General features: G+C 60.0%; 17 protein-coding genes. 11 read left to right on the top strand and 6 right to left on the bottom strand.

The features are described 5' to 3' along the window. Positions 1 to 12: 12 nt before the first annotated feature. From CWE16_RS02175 to CWE16_RS02185, 3 genes are read left to right on the top strand one after another with little or no spacing between them, the layout of a single operon-like run. Positions 13 to 690, top strand: coding sequence for a peptidylprolyl isomerase (locus CWE16_RS02175; RefSeq protein WP_131592572.1), 678 nt, complete (start codon positions 13 to 15; stop codon positions 688 to 690). Next, on the top strand, positions 687 to 3677 hold the full coding sequence (locus tag CWE16_RS02180; RefSeq protein WP_131592574.1) for a peptidase domain-containing ABC transporter: 2991 nt from the start codon (positions 687 to 689) through the stop codon (positions 3675 to 3677). The genes CWE16_RS02175 and CWE16_RS02180 overlap by 4 nt, the downstream gene beginning before the upstream one ends. Next, positions 3670 to 4926, top strand: a complete 1257-nt coding sequence (locus tag CWE16_RS02185; RefSeq protein WP_236629512.1) for an HlyD family secretion protein — start codon at positions 3670 to 3672, stop codon at positions 4924 to 4926. The genes CWE16_RS02180 and CWE16_RS02185 overlap by 8 nt, the downstream gene beginning before the upstream one ends. Positions 4927 to 4951: 25 nt before the next feature. Here the strand turns inward: CWE16_RS02185 and CWE16_RS02190 are convergent, their stop codons facing one another. Together CWE16_RS02190 and CWE16_RS02195 are read right to left on the bottom strand one after the other, a co-directional pair. Beyond that, complete coding sequence (locus tag CWE16_RS02190) at positions 4952 to 5719, bottom strand: glycosyltransferase family 25 protein (protein WP_161567563.1); 768 nt, start codon at positions 5717 to 5719, stop codon at positions 4952 to 4954. A gap of 13 nt (positions 5720 to 5732) precedes the next feature. Beyond that, positions 5733 to 6686 carry a glycosyltransferase gene (locus CWE16_RS02195; RefSeq protein ID WP_236629513.1) on the bottom strand — a complete coding sequence of 318 codons (954 nt, stop codon included), beginning with the start codon at positions 6684 to 6686 and terminating at the stop codon, positions 5733 to 5735. Positions 6687 to 6692: 6 nt separating this feature from the next. Here CWE16_RS02195 and CWE16_RS12225 point away from each other — a divergent pair, with 6 nt between their 5' ends. Both CWE16_RS12225 and CWE16_RS02200 read left to right on the top strand, forming a co-directional pair. Then, the gene (locus CWE16_RS12225; protein ID WP_236629514.1) at positions 6693 to 6932 is read left to right on the top strand and encodes a hypothetical protein; all 240 of its coding nucleotides are present in this window, start codon (positions 6693 to 6695) and stop codon (positions 6930 to 6932) included. Between the two features lie 18 nt (positions 6933 to 6950). Next, complete coding sequence (locus CWE16_RS02200; RefSeq protein ID WP_131592579.1) at positions 6951 to 8534, top strand: tetratricopeptide repeat-containing glycosyltransferase family protein; 1584 nt, start codon at positions 6951 to 6953, stop codon at positions 8532 to 8534. On the opposite strand, the gene CWE16_RS02205 is transcribed toward CWE16_RS02200, so the two are convergent. Further along, positions 8511 to 9575 (bottom strand): hypothetical protein, encoded by a 1065-nt coding sequence (locus tag CWE16_RS02205; protein WP_131592581.1) that lies wholly within the window; start codon positions 9573 to 9575, stop codon positions 8511 to 8513. The genes CWE16_RS02200 and CWE16_RS02205 overlap by 24 nt on opposite strands. Positions 9576 to 9598: 23 nt before the next feature. Here CWE16_RS02205 and CWE16_RS02210 point away from each other — a divergent pair, with 23 nt between their 5' ends. Beyond that, positions 9599 to 10729 (top strand): glycosyltransferase family 9 protein, encoded by a 1131-nt coding sequence (locus tag CWE16_RS02210; RefSeq protein ID WP_236629515.1) that lies wholly within the window; start codon positions 9599 to 9601, stop codon positions 10727 to 10729. Here the strand turns inward: CWE16_RS02210 and CWE16_RS02215 are convergent. Genes CWE16_RS02215 through CWE16_RS02225 form a run of 3 tightly spaced genes read right to left on the bottom strand, consistent with a single transcriptional unit; the run spans position 10717 to position 13281 of the window. Further along, on the bottom strand, positions 10717 to 11643 hold the full coding sequence (locus CWE16_RS02215; protein ID WP_131592583.1) for a DUF5672 family protein: 927 nt from the start codon (positions 11641 to 11643) through the stop codon (positions 10717 to 10719). The genes CWE16_RS02210 and CWE16_RS02215 overlap by 13 nt on opposite strands. Further along, the gene (locus CWE16_RS02220) at positions 11640 to 12524 is read right to left on the bottom strand and encodes a hypothetical protein (protein WP_131592585.1); all 885 of its coding nucleotides are present in this window, start codon (positions 12522 to 12524) and stop codon (positions 11640 to 11642) included. Before CWE16_RS02220 ends, CWE16_RS02215 begins: the two co-directional genes overlap by 4 nt. 4 nt (positions 12525 to 12528) lie before the next feature. Further along, the gene (locus tag CWE16_RS02225; RefSeq protein ID WP_131592587.1) at positions 12529 to 13281 is read right to left on the bottom strand and encodes a sulfotransferase domain-containing protein; all 753 of its coding nucleotides are present in this window, start codon (positions 13279 to 13281) and stop codon (positions 12529 to 12531) included. Positions 13282 to 13364: 83 nt separating this feature from the next. On the opposite strand from CWE16_RS02225, the gene CWE16_RS02230 reads away from it, so the two are divergent. The 5 genes from CWE16_RS02230 to CWE16_RS02250 are packed head-to-tail and all read left to right on the top strand — an operon-like array spanning position 13365 to position 18549. Beyond that, positions 13365 to 14459, top strand: a complete 1095-nt coding sequence (locus CWE16_RS02230) for a hypothetical protein (RefSeq protein ID WP_131592589.1) — start codon at positions 13365 to 13367, stop codon at positions 14457 to 14459. Beyond that, a complete protein-coding gene (locus tag CWE16_RS02235) occupies positions 14456 to 15556 on the top strand; it encodes a glycosyltransferase family 4 protein (protein ID WP_131592591.1) in 1101 nt (366 codons plus the stop codon). Before CWE16_RS02230 ends, CWE16_RS02235 begins: the two co-directional genes overlap by 4 nt. Next, positions 15549 to 16901, top strand: coding sequence for a glycosyltransferase (locus CWE16_RS02240; RefSeq protein WP_131592593.1), 1353 nt, complete (start codon positions 15549 to 15551; stop codon positions 16899 to 16901). Before CWE16_RS02235 ends, CWE16_RS02240 begins: the two co-directional genes overlap by 8 nt. Beyond that, complete coding sequence (locus tag CWE16_RS02245) at positions 16901 to 17737, top strand: ABC transporter ATP-binding protein (protein WP_131592595.1); 837 nt, start codon at positions 16901 to 16903, stop codon at positions 17735 to 17737. Before CWE16_RS02240 ends, CWE16_RS02245 begins: the two co-directional genes overlap by 1 nt. Next, the gene (locus CWE16_RS02250) at positions 17737 to 18549 is read left to right on the top strand and encodes an ABC transporter permease (protein ID WP_131592597.1); all 813 of its coding nucleotides are present in this window, start codon (positions 17737 to 17739) and stop codon (positions 18547 to 18549) included. Before CWE16_RS02245 ends, CWE16_RS02250 begins: the two co-directional genes overlap by 1 nt.

Here is an 18549-nt window from a genome sequence, read left to right on the forward strand (position 1 = left end):
TTGGTTAGGCGAATGGAACTTGAGCCGAAGCTGATCCGTCGACACCTTGAAGAGCAAATCGTCAAGCTGGTGCCCATCGAGCAGCCCTGGATTGACGAGAGTCGTTCTTCGTTCTTGGATGGGAGTTTGCCGGATGAGCGTCTAGCTGAACTTGGGTGGGAGCCTGCCGATCTAGATCTTCATCTGCGCCGGCCGGAGGCACTCCGCCGCTTTGCCAAGCAGCGTTTTGCTCCTGGGCTTGAAGAGCGTTTTCTTGCCTCCAAGGGCTCCCGCGACCTTGTCATTTATTCCTTGCTTCGTGTCAGGGACTACGCCCTTGCCAGGGAGCTCTGGATTCGACTCGAGGAGGATGAAACCACCTTTGCGGAAGCAGCCCGTCAATTTGGTGAGGGGCCTGAAGCCGACCGTCAGGGGGTGATCGGACCGATTCCGATCGGAGCACTCCAGCCCCCGCTCCTGCAGGAGGTGCTGCGCGGCCTGAAGGCTGGCGAGATGTCGCCTCCGATTGGCTTAGGCGAGTGGCAGCTGCTTCTGCGACTCGAGAAGCTCACGCCCTCCCGCTTAGATGAGTCCGTTCGAGACCAGATGATCCAGGAATCGCTTGACCAGTTTCTCGACGAGCGCGTCAGCAAAATCCTTGCCGGTGAGGGTGACTCCCTCGAGCCCTTTCATTACGATCCGGAGTCATGACCCAACAGTCCGCCGCCACGTTTGAGGGCCTGCTTCGCCGTTTCCCTGCCTTCAGGGATCTTGGCGATGATCGGTTGCAGTGGCTCGCTCAGCGCGCTCGTCCGTTTCATTGCACGGTTGGCCAGGAGCTTCTCCGGCCTGATCGAATGCCGGAATTCTGCTTCTGCATCGTGGAAGGCCGTGGCCGACTCCTTCACGATGATCCTGGTCTGCGCCGTCCTGTCACCCTGGCCTACTCCCAGCCCGGTGACCTTGTGGGTTGGGCTGGCCTCGTGCGTCGAGACCCCTGTGAGTGGCTCACAGCTGCTACACCACTCAAGCTGATTGGCTTTGCCGCAGAAGACTTCTACACGCTCGAGCGCGAATCCGAGCCCTTTGCCCGCTGGCTGGCGGCCAGCAATTCGCCGGCCGAACTGATGGCCGTTTTGGCTCCTGCCCTCAGGGCCCGTGTTGTGGCCGATCCTCCGGAGCGCGAGGTGTTGCGTCAACTTCTACCCGGGCTTCAGGTTGTGTCGGCCGCTGATCTCCGTCAGCTTCCCGATGATGGCGCTATCTGGCTCTGGAATTCCCAGCCTCTCGAGGGTGATCTGGTGCCTGTTGGCGAAGCAGTGGATTCAGGTCGACTCGCAGCCATATCGGAAGGCTCTCCTCTGCGTCTTTTGCGTGTGGAGGCAGATCACTGGCAACGATGTCTTGAACCCGATCTGAGCAACGCGGTCGCGCCCCTCGATCCATTGGCCGATGCCGATCATGATGATCGCTACGCCGACCTTCTGCCAACGCCTCAAGGGGAGCAGCAGTTGAATCCCCAGGCTGCCGATGCGCCAACGTCTCGCCGGAAGCGCTTTGTGGAGGTCACTGGAGAAGGTCCTCTCGGTCAGACAATGGCCTGCCTTGAAATGCTTGCGCGCCATCACAACGTTCCTTTCCGGCGTGATGTAATCGAGCGCGCCGCCAAGGACAATCTGCGCGGACAGCGAGCCACCAGTCTTGAACTGATCGGCAATCTCTCCACCTTCATGGGCTTCACAGGAACCCTGGCGGATCTTCCTGAAGCGCAGCTGATCCGAGCATCTTTTCCTTGTATCGCCGTGCTTTGCGGGCAGCCCTCGCTAATCCATGAGATCCGCCGCAGCGAGGTGTTTGCTGTGATCCCTGAGTACGGCAGTGTCCGTCTTCCACTCTCTGAGTTGATTGGTGACCAGGCTGGTGCTCGCATCCTGCTGCTCAATCCCGGTCGCGATGCTCAGCGTCGAAAGTTGGGCCTGTCCTGGTTTTATCCCCAGATTCGGAAATACCGGCGCAGTTTGATCGAGGTTTTACTCGCTTCTCTGGTGCTGCAGCTGCTCAATCTGGCCCAGCCCCTGGTGATGCAGCAGATCTTCGACAAGGTGATTGGCCAGCAGAATCTCGACACCCTCTACACCCTCGGTCTCATTCTGCTGTTGGTGAGTCTGTTCCAGGGTTTGCTCGGAGCTGTACGCACCTATCTCTTCGCAGACACCACCAATCGGATCGATATCACCCTCGGCGCCGAGGTGATTCAGCATCTGCTTCGGTTGCCCCAGCGATATTTCGACCGGCGGCCCGTTGGTGAACTCCAAACTCGACTGGCAGAGCTTGGCAACATTCGCGGCTTCCTGACGGGAAGCCTGCTCACGCTTGCTTTGGATGCTGTTTTTTCCATCATTTACATCGCTGTGATGGTGGTGTACAGCGGCGTGCTCACCGCTGTCACCCTCGGCGTGATCCCCTTGTTCCTGGCGCTTACTTATATCGCCTCGCCGGCAATCAAAAACCAGTTGCGCAAGGCCGCTGAAAAGAATGCAGCCACCCAGAGCCTTCTGGTGGAAGCTTTGAATGGCGTGCAGACGATCAAAGCCCAGAACGCTGAAAACACAGTGCGCTGGCGCTGGCAGCGCAGCTACTCCTCGTTCATGAGCGAGAGCTTCCGCACGCTTCTGATCGGGATCTCCACCGGCACCACCGGTCAGTTTCTTAGCCAGCTCAGTGGCCTGATCACCCTTTGGGTGGGCGCATTCCTGGTGATTAAAGGCGAGCTCACCATCGGTCAGCTGATCGCCTTTCGGATCATTTCCGGTTACGTGGTGGGTCCGCTCATCAACCTTGCCACCAGCTGGCAGTCGTTCCAGGGTGTTGCCCTTTCGATCGAGCGTCTCAGCGACGTGGTGGATGCCAAAGCGGAGGGTTCTGACAACGAGCTCGACCAGCTGCCCCTGCCTCCTGTCGCCGGTGAAGTCAGCTTTCAGGCGGTTGACTTCCGCTTCGGTGAAGGTGCCCCTCTGGTTGTTAAGAACGTCAGCTTCCAGGTGCCTGCCGGTGCCTTTATTGGCATCGTCGGCCGCAGTGGCAGCGGCAAGAGCACGATTATGAAGTTGCTGCCCCGCCTCTATGAGCCGGAAAAAGGTCGCATCCTGATCGATGGATACGACCTGGGTAAGCTCCAGCTCGGCTCGGTACGTCGCCAGATCGGCATCGTTCCTCAAGACAGCCTTCTCTTTGATGGATCCGTACGAGACAACATCGCTCTCACGGCTCCTGATGCAACCAGTGCTGAGATTGAGGCCGCGGCTCGGGTGGCCTGTGCTCATGACTTCATCATGGAATTGCCCCAGGGCTACGCCAGCACGGTGGGTGAACGTGGAAGCGGTCTCTCCGGTGGCCAGCGTCAGCGGATCGCCATCGCCAGGGCTGTTCTGCAGCGACCCAATTTGCTGATTCTCGATGAGGCGACGAGCGCTCTGGATTACCTCACTGAGCGCCAGGTCTGCCTCAACCTCAAGAAGGCTTTTGAAGGCTCTACTGTTTTCTTCATCACGCACCGCCTCAGCACGATTCGCTCGGCGGATCGGATCCTGATGATGGATTCCGGCTCCCTTGTGGAGGAGGGCACCCATCAGGAGTTGATCCAGCAACAGGGCCGCTACTACGCCCTCTATTCCCAGCAGGAGGCAGACCTTGACTGATCTTCCGCAGCAAGACACCAAGCCGCTTCCCCCTCAGATCAAGATCTGGGAGGGTAGCTCCGCCTATGTGGAGCAGGGTCGCCATTGGTCATCGGCTTTGATCTGGCTCTGCGCGATTTTGTTTGGCGGCACCCTGATCTGGGCCTTCACCGCGAAAATTGATCAGACAGTGACCGTCAGGGGTCGCTTGGAGCCATCGGGTTCCGTGCGCGAGGTGGATTCCCCCAGCGCCGGTGTGGTGAGCAAGGTGTTTGTGAAGGATGGCGAGCTGGTGAGCCAGGGCCAAGCCCTCTTCGATGTGGAAGCGAAGGGCCTGGCCAGTCGCCGCAAAGCGTTGGAAAGCACCCTCACCTTGTTTGAGCTTCAGGCCCGCACCCTCAAAAGCATCCTGCGGAGTGGTGGGGATCCCAGCCGCTTTGAGCCTCTTCCGCCGATTCCTGCTGTGGCCGATCCCCTGCTCAATGCTCAGCTGGTCACTGCCCGTCAGCAGAGTCAGCAATTCCGCTCACAGCTCGAGCAGCTCGCCTCCCGTCTTGGTAGTCGACGTGAAACCCTGCGTTTGCAAGAAAAGATCGCCTCAGACCTCAAGCCCCTCTATGAGGGCGGCGGCATGGCACGCAACCAATACCTCACCCAGCTCAATCAGGTCCAGGAGACCCGGGCTGAGGTGTCCACCCTTGAAGAGGAGCGCTCTAGGGTGATCGGTGGCGTGGCGGCCCAGCTCAACCAGATCGATCGTCAGATGATCCAGATTCGCGCCGAGCTCGTGGGTCTCAAGGAAACGATCAGCTACCGCACAGTGCGTGCACCAATCGATGGCAGGGTGTTTGATGCCAAGGTGTCACCCCAGACGGTCGTGAATGCCGATCAGACCGTACTCAAGCTGGTGCCTGCGAATCGTCTTCAGGCCAAGGTGGAGATCAGTGATTCTGATATCGGCTTTGTGAAGGTGGGCTTGCCTGTGAACGTGTCTGTCGATTCCTTCCCGTCTGGTGAATTCGGTTACATCAAGGGCACGCTCACAAAACTTGGTTCCGATGCCCTGCCGCCGGATCAGCGCTCGCAGCAGTATCGCTTTCCGGCCACCGTCACCTTGAAAGAGCAGTCGGTGGAGGCGGGAGATCAGCAGCTCAACCTTCAGAGCGGTATGGGAATTTCCGCCAATATCAAGCTCCGTTCCCGGCCCGTGATTACGATCATTAGCGACTTGTTCACCAAGCAGATGGATGGTGTCAAGCGGTTCCGATGAAAACTTTTTCTGCTTGCGTTTTTGCTTATCCCATAAAGTTTTGAGCTGTTTTTTGTTTGCGTGTCAGCGATTCGCTCTGAACGTTTAGCGCAAGAGCTAATGGGGGGATCACAATGCTCGCATCGATTGCCTCGTATTCATTATTGAGAAGCCCATCAAGTGTTTCGCTGTAGTGGGTGGGGATTCCGCGTCCCATCTCGATCCGCTGGGCTACTATGGGATTGAATTTCTCGATCAGAATTGTTGCAATGTCTGGTGTGATTCGATAGGCGGGCAAGCCAAAGCAGCGTTTTAGCTTGCGATTCTTCCTTGGTTCTGAGCTGTTGACGAGCTGTCCAAGGGCGGTTTCATCTGGATAAGCAGGTTCGAACAGGCTAATAAGCTCCAGCCCTTCAAGGATCTCTGCCTGAAGGAGTGAATCTAGGTTCCAGCCCAGTAGCAAAAATCCGGAGGTGGTTTCATTCCTATTGAGGATCACTGCGAGCTCTTGCTTCAGATTCCTGGCCAGGATGGCATCGTCTTCCGCGACAACAATTGGTTCTCCAAGTTGGATGCATCGCCGCCAGCTGAGCATGTGACTGAGAGCTGAGCCAATCGCCCCTGCAGTCCAGCCATTTACGACGTTTTGGCTGATCAGTCTGGATTGATTGAACAGGTCCTGATGCATGGATCCATCCACGCCTTCCAAGACGTGAACACTCCAATCCTGAAGGGCTTCGGCATTGCGACGTAAAAATGCTTCGAGGCGGTGAGGGGTGCGTTTCAGGCTGATCACGTACAGGTGATCGGTCATGTCGAACTGCGGTTCATGCCCTGGTCTTGAGAACCCGTTGATAAAGCTTTTCCGTGGCATCCACGGTGCGCTCCCAATTAAAGCGTTCAAGAACCTTGCGCTTCATCGCAATCGGTCGTGGGTGTTGTCGGCCGGCTTGCCAAGCAGAGACCACTGCTTTTAACAGGCTTGCAGGATCGCCAGGATCGCCGTACCAGGCATCTCCTTCGAGGTATTCCAGTTCGTGTCCAAAGGTGCTGCCCACCAGGGGCGTACCGGCGAGCGCGGCTTCGAGGCTGACGAGGCCGCATGTTTCCATCCAGCTCGGCAAGACATGCACGGCGGCTGCCGCATAAGCCGATGCCAGCAGGGGTTGAGGTAGGTGATCGATGATGCGCAGTCGATCGCCGCTGATGCTTCGGCAGAGATCGGCATAGGCAGGCCAGTGACTCGAGCCGCCTATCAGCACAATCGGAAGATTGGTGTCCCTCAAAGCCCAGCAGAGCATGGCCTGGTTCTTCGCTGGTTCGATTCGACCGGCCTGAAGGACGAAGGGGCCTTGAATGCCTGTAGCTCGACGGAATGGCTCCGGATCAGGATCCAGAAATAGCCCAGGATCAACCCCGTAATGGGCTACGTCGAAGCTCTCGCCGTGCCATTGCAAGTCATTGCGTACGGCTTGTAATTCAAGCCAGCTGTTTGGGAGAAGACCATCGACCTGTTGAAGGAGGTCTTTGATCAGACTCCGGTTGACTGGCCAGCTTTCTGGTCCATGCCCCTCAGCGTTAACCGGTCCCTTCGGCAATCGGACGACCAGATCACGGCTGCGCAGTTTGTCGAGCAGTGAGTCCACTGCTGCGGGCGATGCGCCATCGACAGCTTGCTGAAGCACGCTCATGGTGCCGCGACTACCCCACAAAGCTCTCGCGAGTGAAATCCAGATTGGCGACACCACAACAGGCACACCACTCTGTTTGCAGGTGGTCATTTGCTGATGAAACGAGCACTCCACCCTGCAGTTGAAGAGATGCACCAGGTCGAAGCCCTTAGCGTTGGGTTGGTCAGCGTTAACCGCCTCGACCTGATGACCGCGTTGAACAAGGCGCTTGGCAGTTTCACGGATCTGAACACCGTCTCCGCCTCCCCATTCTCCTGCGGTGCCGTGATTGACCAGAAGGATTCGCATGCAGGTGAGTGTCTCATGGCAACTTGGGATGCGCCGTTAAGGCTTTGACAGTCATGGGTTCGGATCATGCTGCCCCGCTCAGAACTCGATCGCCTCGAAGAGACCGGCCAATGGCCTCAAGCTCTCGCAATGCTCAAGCACCAGCTTGAGGCTGGTGTGGTGATGGATGCCGATCACTGGCATCGCCTCGGCCGTCTCTATCAGCGCCTCGGGTTGTTGCCAAAGGCTGAACGGGCCTACCTCTCCAGTCTTCGGATGGATCCTTCCCGTCCGCTCACTTGCAACAATCTCGCCCTGCTCTTTCTTAATCGTCTGCTGCCAGCGGAGGCAGACCAGTGGCTAATGAAGGGTCTGGCTTCCGCCAGAACGCCCCAGGAACGAGATCTGTTGCACGCTACCGGCTGTGCTCTTCGGCTCTTTCAGCTTCGCCACGCGGATGCGTTGGCTTTTGCAGACCGTCAGCTCTCTATTGAGGAGACCGTGATGGCCAGATCCAATCGCGCCAGCTGTCTGCATCGCCTCGGCCGCCTCGAGGAGGCAGCACGCGATCAGGAACGTGCGATTCGGCTTCATTTGAAAAAGCATGCTCCTCAATGGCAGAGCGCTTGCTTGCCATCACTGGTTGGTGTGGCCATTGCGGATCTTCAAGAGCGATGCATTCTGCAGGTCATGTTGATGACCCACGGAATCTTCCAGCTGTGTCTGCAACCTGGGGATCCTGAAGGGACCCAGCTGTTGTTGGCAGGGCAGGCAGCGGATCCAGCTTATTGGCTCAACCCAGCTCGATCCGGAACTCGCTGGGATGGATCAGAGACCCCTGAATTGTTGGTCTGGGATGACCAGGGCTTTGGAGACACATTGCAAAACTTGGCCTGGATTCCCCAACTCGCAGACCGGGTTAAACGTCTGCGCTTGTGGCTGCGCCCTGCGCTGATTCCTTTGGTGGCAAAGCGTTTCCCCCTGCCTGATCACTGCGTGGTTGAGCCCATGGGCTCCGAATCCGAACCCTGGGCTCAAGGGGTTCCCCAGGTGGGCACGTATTACCTGCCGATCGTGATGAAGGCCTGGTCTCAACAAGCACGCGATGGTGGCCTGGCCTTTCTTCAACGCCACCAGTCTCTGCAGCATCGTGCAGCACCGCGGATTGGATTGGTGTGGAGTGCCGGTCGCCACAAGGCTCCTCAGCCCGAGCGCAGTGCCCGGGTCAGAGATGTGCCACTCCAAGCCTTCTTCCTGTTGGCTGAGCAATGGCGGCAACGCCATCAGGCCAGGTTGCTCAGTTTGCAGCTGGAAGGCCATGCTGATGAGCCCGTCCAGGGGTTGATCCAGAAAGGAGTGCTCGAGCAGCCGTTGCGTTCTCCTGATTGGCTTGAAACAGCAGAAGTTCTTGAAACACTGGATCTTTTGGTGACTGTCGACACCTCAGTGGCTCATTTGGCTGGGGCCCTGGGCGTACCCACTGTGCTGCTTTTGAGCTGTCCAGCCGACTGGCGTTGGGGGCAGCATGGTGAGCACACGTTTCTTTATCGCTGCATGCATCTGGCGCGTTGTGCGGTGCCTGGCGATTGGTCGCAGGCTCTCAGTCAGGCCGACCATCACGTTGGTGCACTGTGTCGTGCGATGGGCTTAGACGGCGAATGGGCCGGGTAGATCCAATCGCGTTCCAGCGAAGCGTTGCTGGGTTTTTCGATCGATCACTTGGCGTTTTTGCCAGAGACAGCGGTAATGCCAGAGCCGATAGCCGAGATGCTTGTCTAACGCCATCTCATGCTTCACCCAGTGGTGGGCCCGTTGCACTAATGCTTGCCGCGCTGCTGGATCTTCGGCAAGTTTGCGTGCCTGGTTCACAACTGTTTCAGGGGATTGAGCAAGGACGCTCAGACCTCTGACTGCTTGAGGGCCATACAGTTCTGGCCCTCCCACGGTGGCAACTGATTCAGCGGCGCATTCCATCAACTTGATCGGGGTCTTGCACGAATGTCCCAGGGACTGACTCAGAGGAAGCAGGGCGAGTTGGCATTGCGCCATCAATTCGCGGTAGTGCCGATAGGACAGCAGGCGAGCATCCATTACTCGCTCACGAGGCAGTCTTGACGCCAGCTGGGGATCTGCAACGATCACCAGTTCCAGATGAGAATCTTCTGCCAGCCAGCGCTGCAGACCTGCCGTCATTCTTGCCTGATCTGTGAAGCGATTCTGATTACCGATGAACACCCGCAGCCGGCGTTGGCCATGTTTTGCCAGGTTCAGCTCGGGAATCTGAGCAATGGCATTCTCCATCACCACTGCGAGTGGATTGAGCTGGCGAAGGGCCTGAGCCAGCGACGTGCAGGATGTGTGGAGTCCATGGCACAGCCTCAGCGGCGCCAGATCCTGACTGGCAAGGTGTCGGCGCAGATGGCTTGGAAAGAGATCGGGATGGTCATCCCACTCCGTTAGCAGCAGGCAGCCCCGTTTCCGCAGCCATTGCAGGTGTTCCCATTGCCGTTGTTGGCTTTCCGGCAACGGGCGCTGCCAGATCACCAGGCTGTGGGGACGGATGCAGTTGTTGAATCGGAAGGGTCGCTCATGGATCTGGCAGTCCACACCTAAAGCCTGAAGCGCAGCGAACGGTTCTCGCACTCGCACTTGGTCGTGTGGGCCGGGGCTGTTCACCAGCACCTCGATCTGCAGCGGTCGATCGGTCAACATGGCGTGCCGAAGCGAGTTTCACCATGGCCGGAATGCAGCGATATGGCGGGGAACCCTTGGGCTCTAGGCCTCACATTGTCGTTCTCGGCTCCTGCAAGGTTGGTAATTTCGTCGTGAGCACACCGGTGCTGCGCGGGCTTCGCTCCCGTTTCCCCGATGCCACGATCGGTTTTATCGGCAGTGAAGTCACCGCCGACTTTGAGCAGGCTCTGCCTGCGCTCAATTGGCGCTGCAGTTGGGATGACCAACGCCCCGATTCTGGTCTTGTCCTGCAGCAGACCCTCGCCAAACAACGTGAGCGCCATGGGCCTGTGCAGTTGGCCCTCAACCTTGACGGGTTCAACCCGCTCACCTGCAGCCTGGTTCCCTTCCTGGAGCCGCGTTACGTGGCCGGTGGCAGCCTGACTGCTAACCGGCGCCGTTCTCTTCCTTGGGGGGACCACCCACGTCAGCGCTTCCTTGCAGATTCTGACTGGGACAGCCCTGCGTTTCGGCAGCGTTATGCCGATGTGTTCAACACCAATTACATCGCCGAACTGTTTTGCCAACTCGCTTGGGTGCAGGACTACGTTGACCCTACGGCGATCGAATTGCCCACTGCCGAGCCGGCTTTTGCAGTCCCGGATGTGTTGATCCACTGCACAACGGCGCGGGCTGCCAAGGTCTGGCCCTTCCACTACTGGAGGCAAGTTCTCGAGCAAGCCGACGACCGTGGCTGGTCTGTGGGTCTTGTGGGCAGCCCGCCCGCGGCTCAGAAAGAGTCTTACAACGCAGGAGATGGTGAAGACAGTCTTCTGCAAACCACTCGACTGATCGATCTGCGCGGCCAAACCACATTGATGGAACTAGCCGGTGCTTGTCGGCAGGCCAAAGCAGTGATCAGTGTTGATGCCGGTCCTCTTCACATTGCCGCTGCCGTCGGAACCCCCACGTACGCTTTGGTGGGTAATGATGTCAACGGTGTTGGGGCTAGTCCGGTACGTCTATGGATGCCCCGCTGCAGCAATGTCGTGCGCAGTATTTCCACCGCAACTTGTTCTGCGTGTTGCGATAACCGCTTCCGCAATGACGATTGTCTTGTGGAGGGTCACCCTTGCATGTCAGCGATTCAGCCATCCGAAGTGATCGCCTGGCTAGAGGCTCAGCTCTGCTGACGCAGGGCATTAGCCATGGAAGACGCATGACGCAGGTGCTGGCAAAAATGGTCGGCAAGATCGCTGCTGCTTAAGAATTTCCAGCAGGCGTGACTTCCAACAGCCATGGAATTATAAGTTGTTTCTGTGGCAAATGCTTGGGCAATCTCCAGTGGAGGAAGTGGCTTGATTTTTGAGATGTGTCGACTGAAGAAAACATCCTCGGCCTCGGTTTCTGGACTGCTATGACCCCAGTTGTTGCACGCTTCAATCATCATGCTGCGATGGCGAATCGAAAGCCCGCCGTTGCCGTGGAGGTGTGGATAGGTGTCTGGGTGAGGCGAGCCGTGAATCGGAGTGTCTATCTTGAAAAATCGCTTAATTCGCCCGTCTACTCGTCTTTTCTCAAAGTATTCCGTATGTTGTCTTGGAAGGAATGGAGCGCCTAGATAGCAAAACTGAAAGAAGAAAGGATCTAGCGGTTTGGCCAGTAGTGCGTCTGTCTGGATGACGAGCAGCTGTTCATGCGGTAGCCGTTTCCAAAAGCTTGAGGTTTTCATCATGCGATTAAAGCTTCCGTAATCGCTTAGATTCGTTTCAGGGGAAAGGTCTTCGATGCATTTGAAATTTGCCTTGATCCCAGGAGCGGCCTGTTTAAGTTGATTCTTTGCCTGATCTAGATTCTGTTGGTCTGTGATTAAGATAAGTTCTGTGTCGGCTGGGCACATTAGCCAGCTGTTTAAGACCGTAAAAAGCCATTGCTGGTTGATGCGATTCTCAATTAATACAAGTGCTCTTTTGTATGGAGACTCAGGCTTCGAGTTTCCGCCATTGCATAAGGGAAGTAAGACTCTATTCAGTACAAATTTGCAATGCTCTTGCCATTGTCGCTCGCGGTGATCGAGGATGAGTTGGAGCTCGTTCAGATCGTTCATTTTCGGCCAGAGGGGGGCGCTGGAGCTTCCTCGAAGGCATGCCTCTGCCAGAGCTGATCTTGGTGTTGAACTGTCAGGAAGCGGTAATGGGAGGGGATCGGCTTCATGATCTTCATGATGGGAAGCAGCATTCCGCTACCTGCCTGCTCGAGCGGGCCTGAAAGCTGGAATGGGGCCATCCATTGGCGCTGATGCCAATAGTCACGCACCGTCAGCGCCTGCCGCCGCGCCAGGAAATAGCAACCGGAATGCGGATTGGTGGCCCGATAGAAGCGCCGCTCCCCAAGGGGCCAGGGGATGCTGATCTCCTCGCCCGTGTCCCAGAACAGGTCGGGCCGCCCCCCATCGGGATCTCCTGAGAGGATTACATCGCCCCGGCCGGGGATGTGTTCACAGCGATGGGGGAGGAACGCGTAGCGCCCATCGCTGCAACGGTCGAGATAAAGGAGCTTGGCGAAGAACTCCGGATCGCTGATCAGCAGATCGTCCTCCAGGTAGCCCACCAGGTCGTAGGCCTCCGCCTGCTCCAGCAGGTGCCGGGAGGCGATCAGCGGCACTTGCGTGAGGTCCTCCACCTGCGGATCCAGCCGCTGCAGATCCGGGTCTTCGGGCAGCCCGTCCGCCAGGCTGGCCTGGGGCGGGGTGAACAACTGAATCGTTAGCTCGACCCCTGTGTCGGTTTGCAGCTCCCTGTTCACCACTTTCTGGCCCTTGCCCAGGGAGGCATGGATCCAGTGGCGGCGGCGGTGACGGTTGAGATTGCCGATCGTGGCCTTCAGCAGCGCCTCCTGCTTGAGGCCACGCTTCGCCTCCGTCTGGGAGGAGTACAGCGAGCCCTCCTTGGGGGCGAAGACGTGGGGGATGGCCAGCAGTACCTTCATCGCCTCACCACGACTCCCGCAGCCAGGCGCTGCAGTCCCAATCCAACAACGCTTCCAGCTGGCCGATCTCCTGCCAGAACAGCCGTCGCAATCGCTGGCGGGCTGCCTGGCTCATCGGGGCGTTGTAGGTCCCACTGTGGCGCTCAAGGGGGGGGATGGCCTGCTCCAGTTGCTCCACTCCGAGATGCTGCCAGATGGCTGCCAGGCAATCGTCCGGTTGCTGACGCAATTGTTCGTGGCGCAGCACCAGCACCGCGTCCCGCCCGAAGAAGCGCCAGAGCCGTCGCAGCTGGCTGCTGTAGAAGCCACGATCCACGTAGGAATACACCCGGTGCTGCTGAGGCAGCGCCTCTCGGCAGCGTTCCTCTTCCTGAATCAGCGCTTGCTCGAAGCTCAGGCGCTCATCGCCCCGGGCATGCTCCATCGCCCAGTGGGAGTAGGCCCGCTCGATCGGATTGCGTAACACCACGATCAGGCGCATCGCCGGGTTGTAGCGCCAGATCCGTTCTGCGGCCGGATCCCAATACATGCTGATCGGTGTGGCCTCACCCCAGAGCTGATCGGCTTGAGCCCTGGCGAAGTGGCGATGCAGTTTGGTCAAATCCGGCGTGGGCCAGGCCAGGCCCTCGTCATCGAAGAAATGCAACTCCTTCTCGTCGGGGAGAAATAGTTGCGGGTGCTGACGTAGGTAGGCCGCCAGGGCGGTGGTGCCGCTCTTCTGGGCGCCGACCACGAGAAAATGCAGTCGCTGCTTCACGCTCCAGCCTGCCCAGGGGCTGACTGTAGGGCTATCGCTGGCAGCACACCTAGGCTGCTGCCGCACTCCGGCCCCATCCCCTGGTGTTTGTTACCGGTTGCCATCGTTCCGGCACCTCCCTGCTGGCCTCCCTGATGCATGGGCTGGTTTGCGCCGAGGACCCCGCCGCCCGCAGCGGTGATCTGGAGGTGAAGCTGGAAAACCCCCTCGGTTTTTTCGAGAGCCAGCGCCTGGTGGAGGTGAATGAGGAGCTGCTCGCACGGCTGGGGCGCAGCTGGGAGACGCCCCCCCTGCTGCCCGCCCGTTGGGATCAGCCCCCTTTGCTCGATGCGCTGCAGCCCCTGCGCAGCCGCCTGTCGGCCTATGCCCTCGAGCAGGCCTGGGTCGACAAGGATCCGCGCCTCTGCCTCACCTTCCCCGCCTATCTGCATATCCTCCTGCGCCGAGTGCCTCTGGTGGTCGCCCTGCGTGACCCCCTGGCGGTCGCCACCTCCCTCCATGCCCGCAATGGCTTCAGCCTCAATCGTGGCCTGGTGATCTGGCTGCTCTACAACCATCACATTGCCTCTCAGCTCAGCGCTGAGGATCTGCTGGTCCCCTACGAGTCCCTGTTGCGCCTGGCCGATGCTGACCAGGGGCTGGCCCTGCAGGCCGAGATCGATGGCTTCCTGGAGCGCCAAGACCGACCAAGGCCCGAGCCCAACCACTGGCGGGATCTGGTCGATCGCTATTTGCGCCCTGATTACAACCGCGCCGAGGCAGCCCTGTCCCTCGAGAGTCGCGCCCAGGTGAACCCTCTCTTGCTGGAGGCTTGCCATCAGCGCTTCGAGCTGCTGCAAGCGGTTCCAGCTCCCCAACGCCTGGAGGCCTTCCGCGAGCAGTTTGCGGCCCTGCCCAGAGCCGCCCTTGAGGCGATCGGCCGCGAGCGGATGCTCCCTGAGGCGGAGCAGGCCGATCTCAATCCCCGTTGCCAGCAGCTGGAGGCCGAGCTTGAGGGTGCCCAGGCAACCGTCGATGCTCAGGGAGATCAGCTGGCGCAGCAGCAGACCCAGCTGCGCCACCTGCAGACCCAGCTGCTGGACGCCCAGCGCCAGCTCTACGCCCTCCAGGCTTCGCGCAGCTGGCGGCTCACAGCGCCCCTGCGCGCCATCGGGGATCGTTTCAGGGGCGCTGGATGATCCAGCTGCTGCGGGAATGGACGCCCGGATACGGCGGCGTAGAACGCACCGCCCACCAGCTGGCGGTGGCCTGCGGTGGCAGCGTCGCCTGTCTGCGCGCTGGCCCCCATGGCCAGAGCGATCCCCTGCCCGTTCCCTACCGGCGATTCCACCTGCCCAGCCTCGCCCTCGGACGCTTGCTTCTGGTGCTGCCTTCCCCCGCCCTGCTGCGCTTGCTCTGGAGCCGGGAGCCCCTGCTCGCCCATCAGCCCTGCCCCACAGTGCTGGCGATCGCCTGGCTCGCACGGCTGATTCAGCCCCGCCGCTCCCTGCGCTTCCATTGGCATGCCTTCGTGCAGCCACGCAGAGGCGTTGTGGGCCTGCTCGAGGGTCTTTATCTGCGCTTGGCCCTGCGGATGATGGCCTCAGCACGGGTGATCACCACCTCTCCCGCGCTGCGTGAAGCGCTGCTGCAGGCGGGTGTTCCCGCTCGTGCCGTGGATGTTCTGCCCTGCTGCCTGCCGGAGTCGGTCGAAACTCCGTTGCGTTCGCAGCGCTCCCTGCGTGGGCTGACCCCCCACGGCCGCCTGATCTTCATCGGTCGGCTCGACAGCTACAAGCGGGTCGATTGGCTCCTCCAGGCCTTTGCCGCCACTCCTGCCGCCCGGGAGCTGGTCGTGATCGGTGACGGGCCCGACCGTTGCCATCTGGAAGCTCAGGCCGCCAGCTTGAAGTGCCCCACTCAGTCGGTGCGCTTCCTGGGTCGTGTCAGCGAGGCCTGCAAGCGAGAGCGACTGCTCGAGGCTGATCTGCTGGTGCTGCCGTCCAACCGCTGCAATGAGGCGTTTGGAATCGTGCAGCTCGAGGCGATGGCCAGTGGTATTCCTGCTCTGGCCTTTGATCTGCCCTGCTCCGGGATGCACTGGGTCAGCCAGCTGCCCGATCTTCCTTGGACCGGTGCTCCTGCCGATCTGCCCGCGGTGCTCCAGGCCGTGTTGTCTGACCCTGATTTGCATCGGCGCCTCTGCCGGCAGGCCTGTGAGCGCTACGACCGATTGTTTGCTTCACAGGTGTGGCGTCGCGGTCTGGCCCGGGTGCTGGAGGGCTGGTGTGGCTGAGGCTCAGCCCATCCGCTGCTCCGCGTCATTCCCGGATGTTGATGCGGCAGCTGCTGTGCTCAGCGCCTGGCGCCGGGCGGGTCCAGAAGCTGCCCGCCAGGCCCTCAACACTGCCCTCATCGCAGAGCAGGCCGAGGCGACGCCCACGGGTCCCCTCTTGCGGGAATTGCAGGCTCGCTTAGCTGGCGAGCGAGGGCCGCGGCTGCTGATCGATGGGCTCTGGTTCAGCCGGCCCCATGGGGGCATCAGCCGCGTCTGGGAGCAGATCCTCAGCACCTGGCAGCTGACAGGCCTGGTCAGCGAGGCCGCACCGGTGGCGATCATCGATCGCGACAGCCATCTGTCGCTCACGGCTGCCTTCCCCTGCCTCGAAGCCGCCAGCGTCGACCCGCTGGACCCTCAGGCCGTGGCGGCTTTAGCCGCAGAAAACGCTCAGTGCGTGCGCCGTTGGCGGGCTGATGTGTTTTGCTCCAGCTGGATCAGCCACAGCGGTGCCTTGACCAGTGACGCGTCGGCCACAACGTGTCCGGAGCTGGCTCTCGTGCATGACTGCCTGCCGGAGCGCTTTCGCCCGGATCAGCCGGCGTTGATGGCCCTGCGGCGCCGTTGGTGGAGTGGCGCTGCAGGTCACCTCGCCGTCTCCGCTGCCACGGCCGCGGACCTGGCTCAGCTCCTGCACCGACCGGCTGATCAGATCGCCTGGTGTCACCTAGCCCCCGCACCAGTCTTCGTTGAATCGGCTGCTGCCGAGGGAGCGCAACAGCTCTGGGGGCGCCTGCAACGCCAGGCCGCTCTGCCCGAGCGTTTCGTGCTGCTGCCCGCCACCAGTGCGGTTGGCAGCTACAAGAATCCGGAATTGCTGGCTGAGGCGCTTTCAGCGCCATCCCTTGTGGGGCTGCCCCTAGTGCTTTGCGGGATTGCCGCCGAGCAGCGCGCTCAGGAGCTGGAAGCCCGCTACCCACACCTCCGCGGTCGAATTCATGCCGCAGGTTTCACCGATCCAGAGCTGGCCCTTGTTTACCGCCAAGCCCTTGCTGTCGTGATTCCCAGCCGGATTGAAGGCTTCGGCTTGCCGGCCATTGAAGTGATGGCCGCCGGCGGTCTGCCCCTCGTGGCTGATGCCCGTGGCCTCCGCGAGGCCGGCGGCGAGGCGGCTCTGCGTTTCTCTCCCGATCAGCCCCGTGAACTCAGCGCCATGCTGGAGCTTCTGGCGGAGCCCCGTGATCGCGCCTGGTTGCAGCAGCGCTTAAGGGGCAGGATCCAGCGCCGGCTGGCTCGCCTCCATCCCGATCTGATCGGACTCGCCCTGCTGGCTCAGGCCCGCTTCGCCGCCCGGCGCGGATGATGGCGCTTCGCCCTAATCTCCTTCGAACCGAAGCCGGCAGGCTGTCCTTGCGTTTGTTGGATCACTCCACCACCTCCACTTGCCTGCCTCCGGCGGTTCTGGAGCTGGAGGATGTGCGCCTCGACATCCCGGTGTTCACCACTGAAACCCGCTCGTTGAAGGCCTCACTGATGCGCTCGGTCACCGGTGGCCGCCTCAGTCGCCGCGGCGGTGGCGCGGTGATCACGGCCCTCGATCAGATCAACTGCACCGTGCGTGAGGGTGAGCGGGTGGCACTGATCGGTCACAACGGTGCCGGCAAAACCTCCTTTCTGCGTTTGGTGTCGGGCATCTATCAGCACACCGCTGGTCGCATGGAGCGGCATGTGCCCGTGTTTCCGATGATCCACAAGAGCTTCATCACCAGCCCCGAGCTCAGTGGCATGCAGGCGATGAAAGCCCATTACCTGATGGTGAATGGCCGCCTCGAGGGGTTTGAAGCCTTCTGCGACGACGTCATCGGATTTTCTGGGCTTGGTGATTACGTGCATTTGCCGGTGAAGACCTACAGCCAGGGCATGGCAGCGCGCTTGTTGTTTGCCGTGCTCACTGCCGGCAGCCATGACTGCCTGGCCATGGATGAAGGATTTGGCGCCGGAGACAGTCGCTTTTTTGAGCAGGCCCAGGAGCGCCTCGAGCGATTCCTCACGACCGCCGGCACACTGCTGCTTGCCTCCCATTCCGACCCCTTGCTTCAACGCTTCTGCACCCGCGGCCTGGTGTTTCAGGAGGGTGGCATCCGTTTTGACGGGCCTCTGGATGAGGCCCTCGCTTACTACCACCAACACTGCTGCTGATGACGGTCTCCACCACCACAATCAGACCTGCAAGCGTGCGCCAGACCCTCAGGGAGGCCTGGCGGCTGCGCCGCGTGTGGTGGTTCACAGCGACGGCCCGCACCAGGGCCCGGTTTGTGCGCACCTTCCTGGGCAGCTTCTGGCTGGGGCTGTCGAATCTGTTTTCGATTGCTGCTCTGGCAGCGGTGTACGGCACCGTGTTCAAGGTGCAGGATTTCAACACCTATGTGGTGTACCTCGGGATCGGCTTGGTGGTTTGGAACACGATCGCCTCGGCGATCGGTTCAGCGCCGAATTTGTTTGAGCACAACCAGGTGCATGTGCACAACACCAACCTCAATCCGATTTTCTACACGCTGGAAGAGTGGGCTTTTCAGCTGCAAACCTTCCTCCAGTCGTTCCTTTTGGTGCTGCTGGCTCTGAGCTTTTTTCAGCCCTCGATTTTTGGCCATCTGCTGTTGTGCGGCTGGTTGCCCCTGCTCAATCTTGCTCTTTTTGTTTACTGGTTGCCGCTGCTGGTTTGTTTGTTTGGTGCCCGTTATCGCGACCTCTATCAGCTGATACCGATTCTTCTGCAGCTGGTGTTTCTTCTGTCGCCGATTCTCTACAAGAAAGACAATCTCGGCCCCCTGGCCTGGACCGCCAATCTCAACCCTCTCTATCGAATCCTCAGCCCCGTGCGACACAGTCTGATGACTGGACAAGTGCATTGGTCGTCAGACTTGTTGCTGCTGGGTTTGAACGTTTTGGGAATCTGGATCGCCATTCGCCTGCTCAATCGTGAGCGCCCGAATATTCCCTTCCTGATCTGA

The organism is Synechococcus sp. BS55D, assembly GCF_004332415.1.
GTDB lineage: Bacteria > Cyanobacteriota > Cyanobacteriia > PCC-6307 > Cyanobiaceae > Synechococcus_C.

What these genes read in the sequence shown, in the direction of transcription:
- CWE16_RS02175 (WP_131592572.1), top strand. Translation starts at nt 13, where the DNA reads ATGGAACTTGAGCCGAAGCTGATCCGTCGACACCTTGAAGAGCAAATC.
- CWE16_RS02180 (WP_131592574.1), top strand. Translation starts at nt 687, where the DNA reads ATGACCCAACAGTCCGCCGCCACGTTTGAGGGCCTGCTTCGCCGTTTC.
- CWE16_RS02190 (WP_161567563.1), bottom strand. Translation starts at nt 5,719, where the DNA reads ATGACCGATCACCTGTACGTGATCAGCCTGAAACGCACCCCTCACCGC.
- CWE16_RS02195 (WP_236629513.1), bottom strand. Translation starts at nt 6,686, where the DNA reads ATGACCACCTGCAAACAGAGTGGTGTGCCTGTTGTGGTGTCGCCAATC.
- CWE16_RS12225 (WP_236629514.1), top strand. Translation starts at nt 6,693, where the DNA reads ATGAAACGAGCACTCCACCCTGCAGTTGAAGAGATGCACCAGGTCGAA.
- CWE16_RS02200 (WP_131592579.1), top strand. Translation starts at nt 6,951, where the DNA reads ATGCTGCCCCGCTCAGAACTCGATCGCCTCGAAGAGACCGGCCAATGG.
- CWE16_RS02205 (WP_131592581.1), bottom strand. Translation starts at nt 9,575, where the DNA reads ATGTTGACCGATCGACCGCTGCAGATCGAGGTGCTGGTGAACAGCCCC.
- CWE16_RS02210 (WP_236629515.1), top strand. Translation starts at nt 9,599, where the DNA reads ATGGCCGGAATGCAGCGATATGGCGGGGAACCCTTGGGCTCTAGGCCT.
- CWE16_RS02215 (WP_131592583.1), bottom strand. Translation starts at nt 11,643, where the DNA reads ATGAACGATCTGAACGAGCTCCAACTCATCCTCGATCACCGCGAGCGA.
- CWE16_RS02220 (WP_131592585.1), bottom strand. Translation starts at nt 12,524, where the DNA reads ATGAAGGTACTGCTGGCCATCCCCCACGTCTTCGCCCCCAAGGAGGGC.
- CWE16_RS02235 (WP_131592591.1), top strand. Translation starts at nt 14,456, where the DNA reads ATGATCCAGCTGCTGCGGGAATGGACGCCCGGATACGGCGGCGTAGAA.
- CWE16_RS02245 (WP_131592595.1), top strand. Translation starts at nt 16,901, where the DNA reads ATGGCGCTTCGCCCTAATCTCCTTCGAACCGAAGCCGGCAGGCTGTCC.
- CWE16_RS02250 (WP_131592597.1), top strand. Translation starts at nt 17,737, where the DNA reads ATGACGGTCTCCACCACCACAATCAGACCTGCAAGCGTGCGCCAGACC.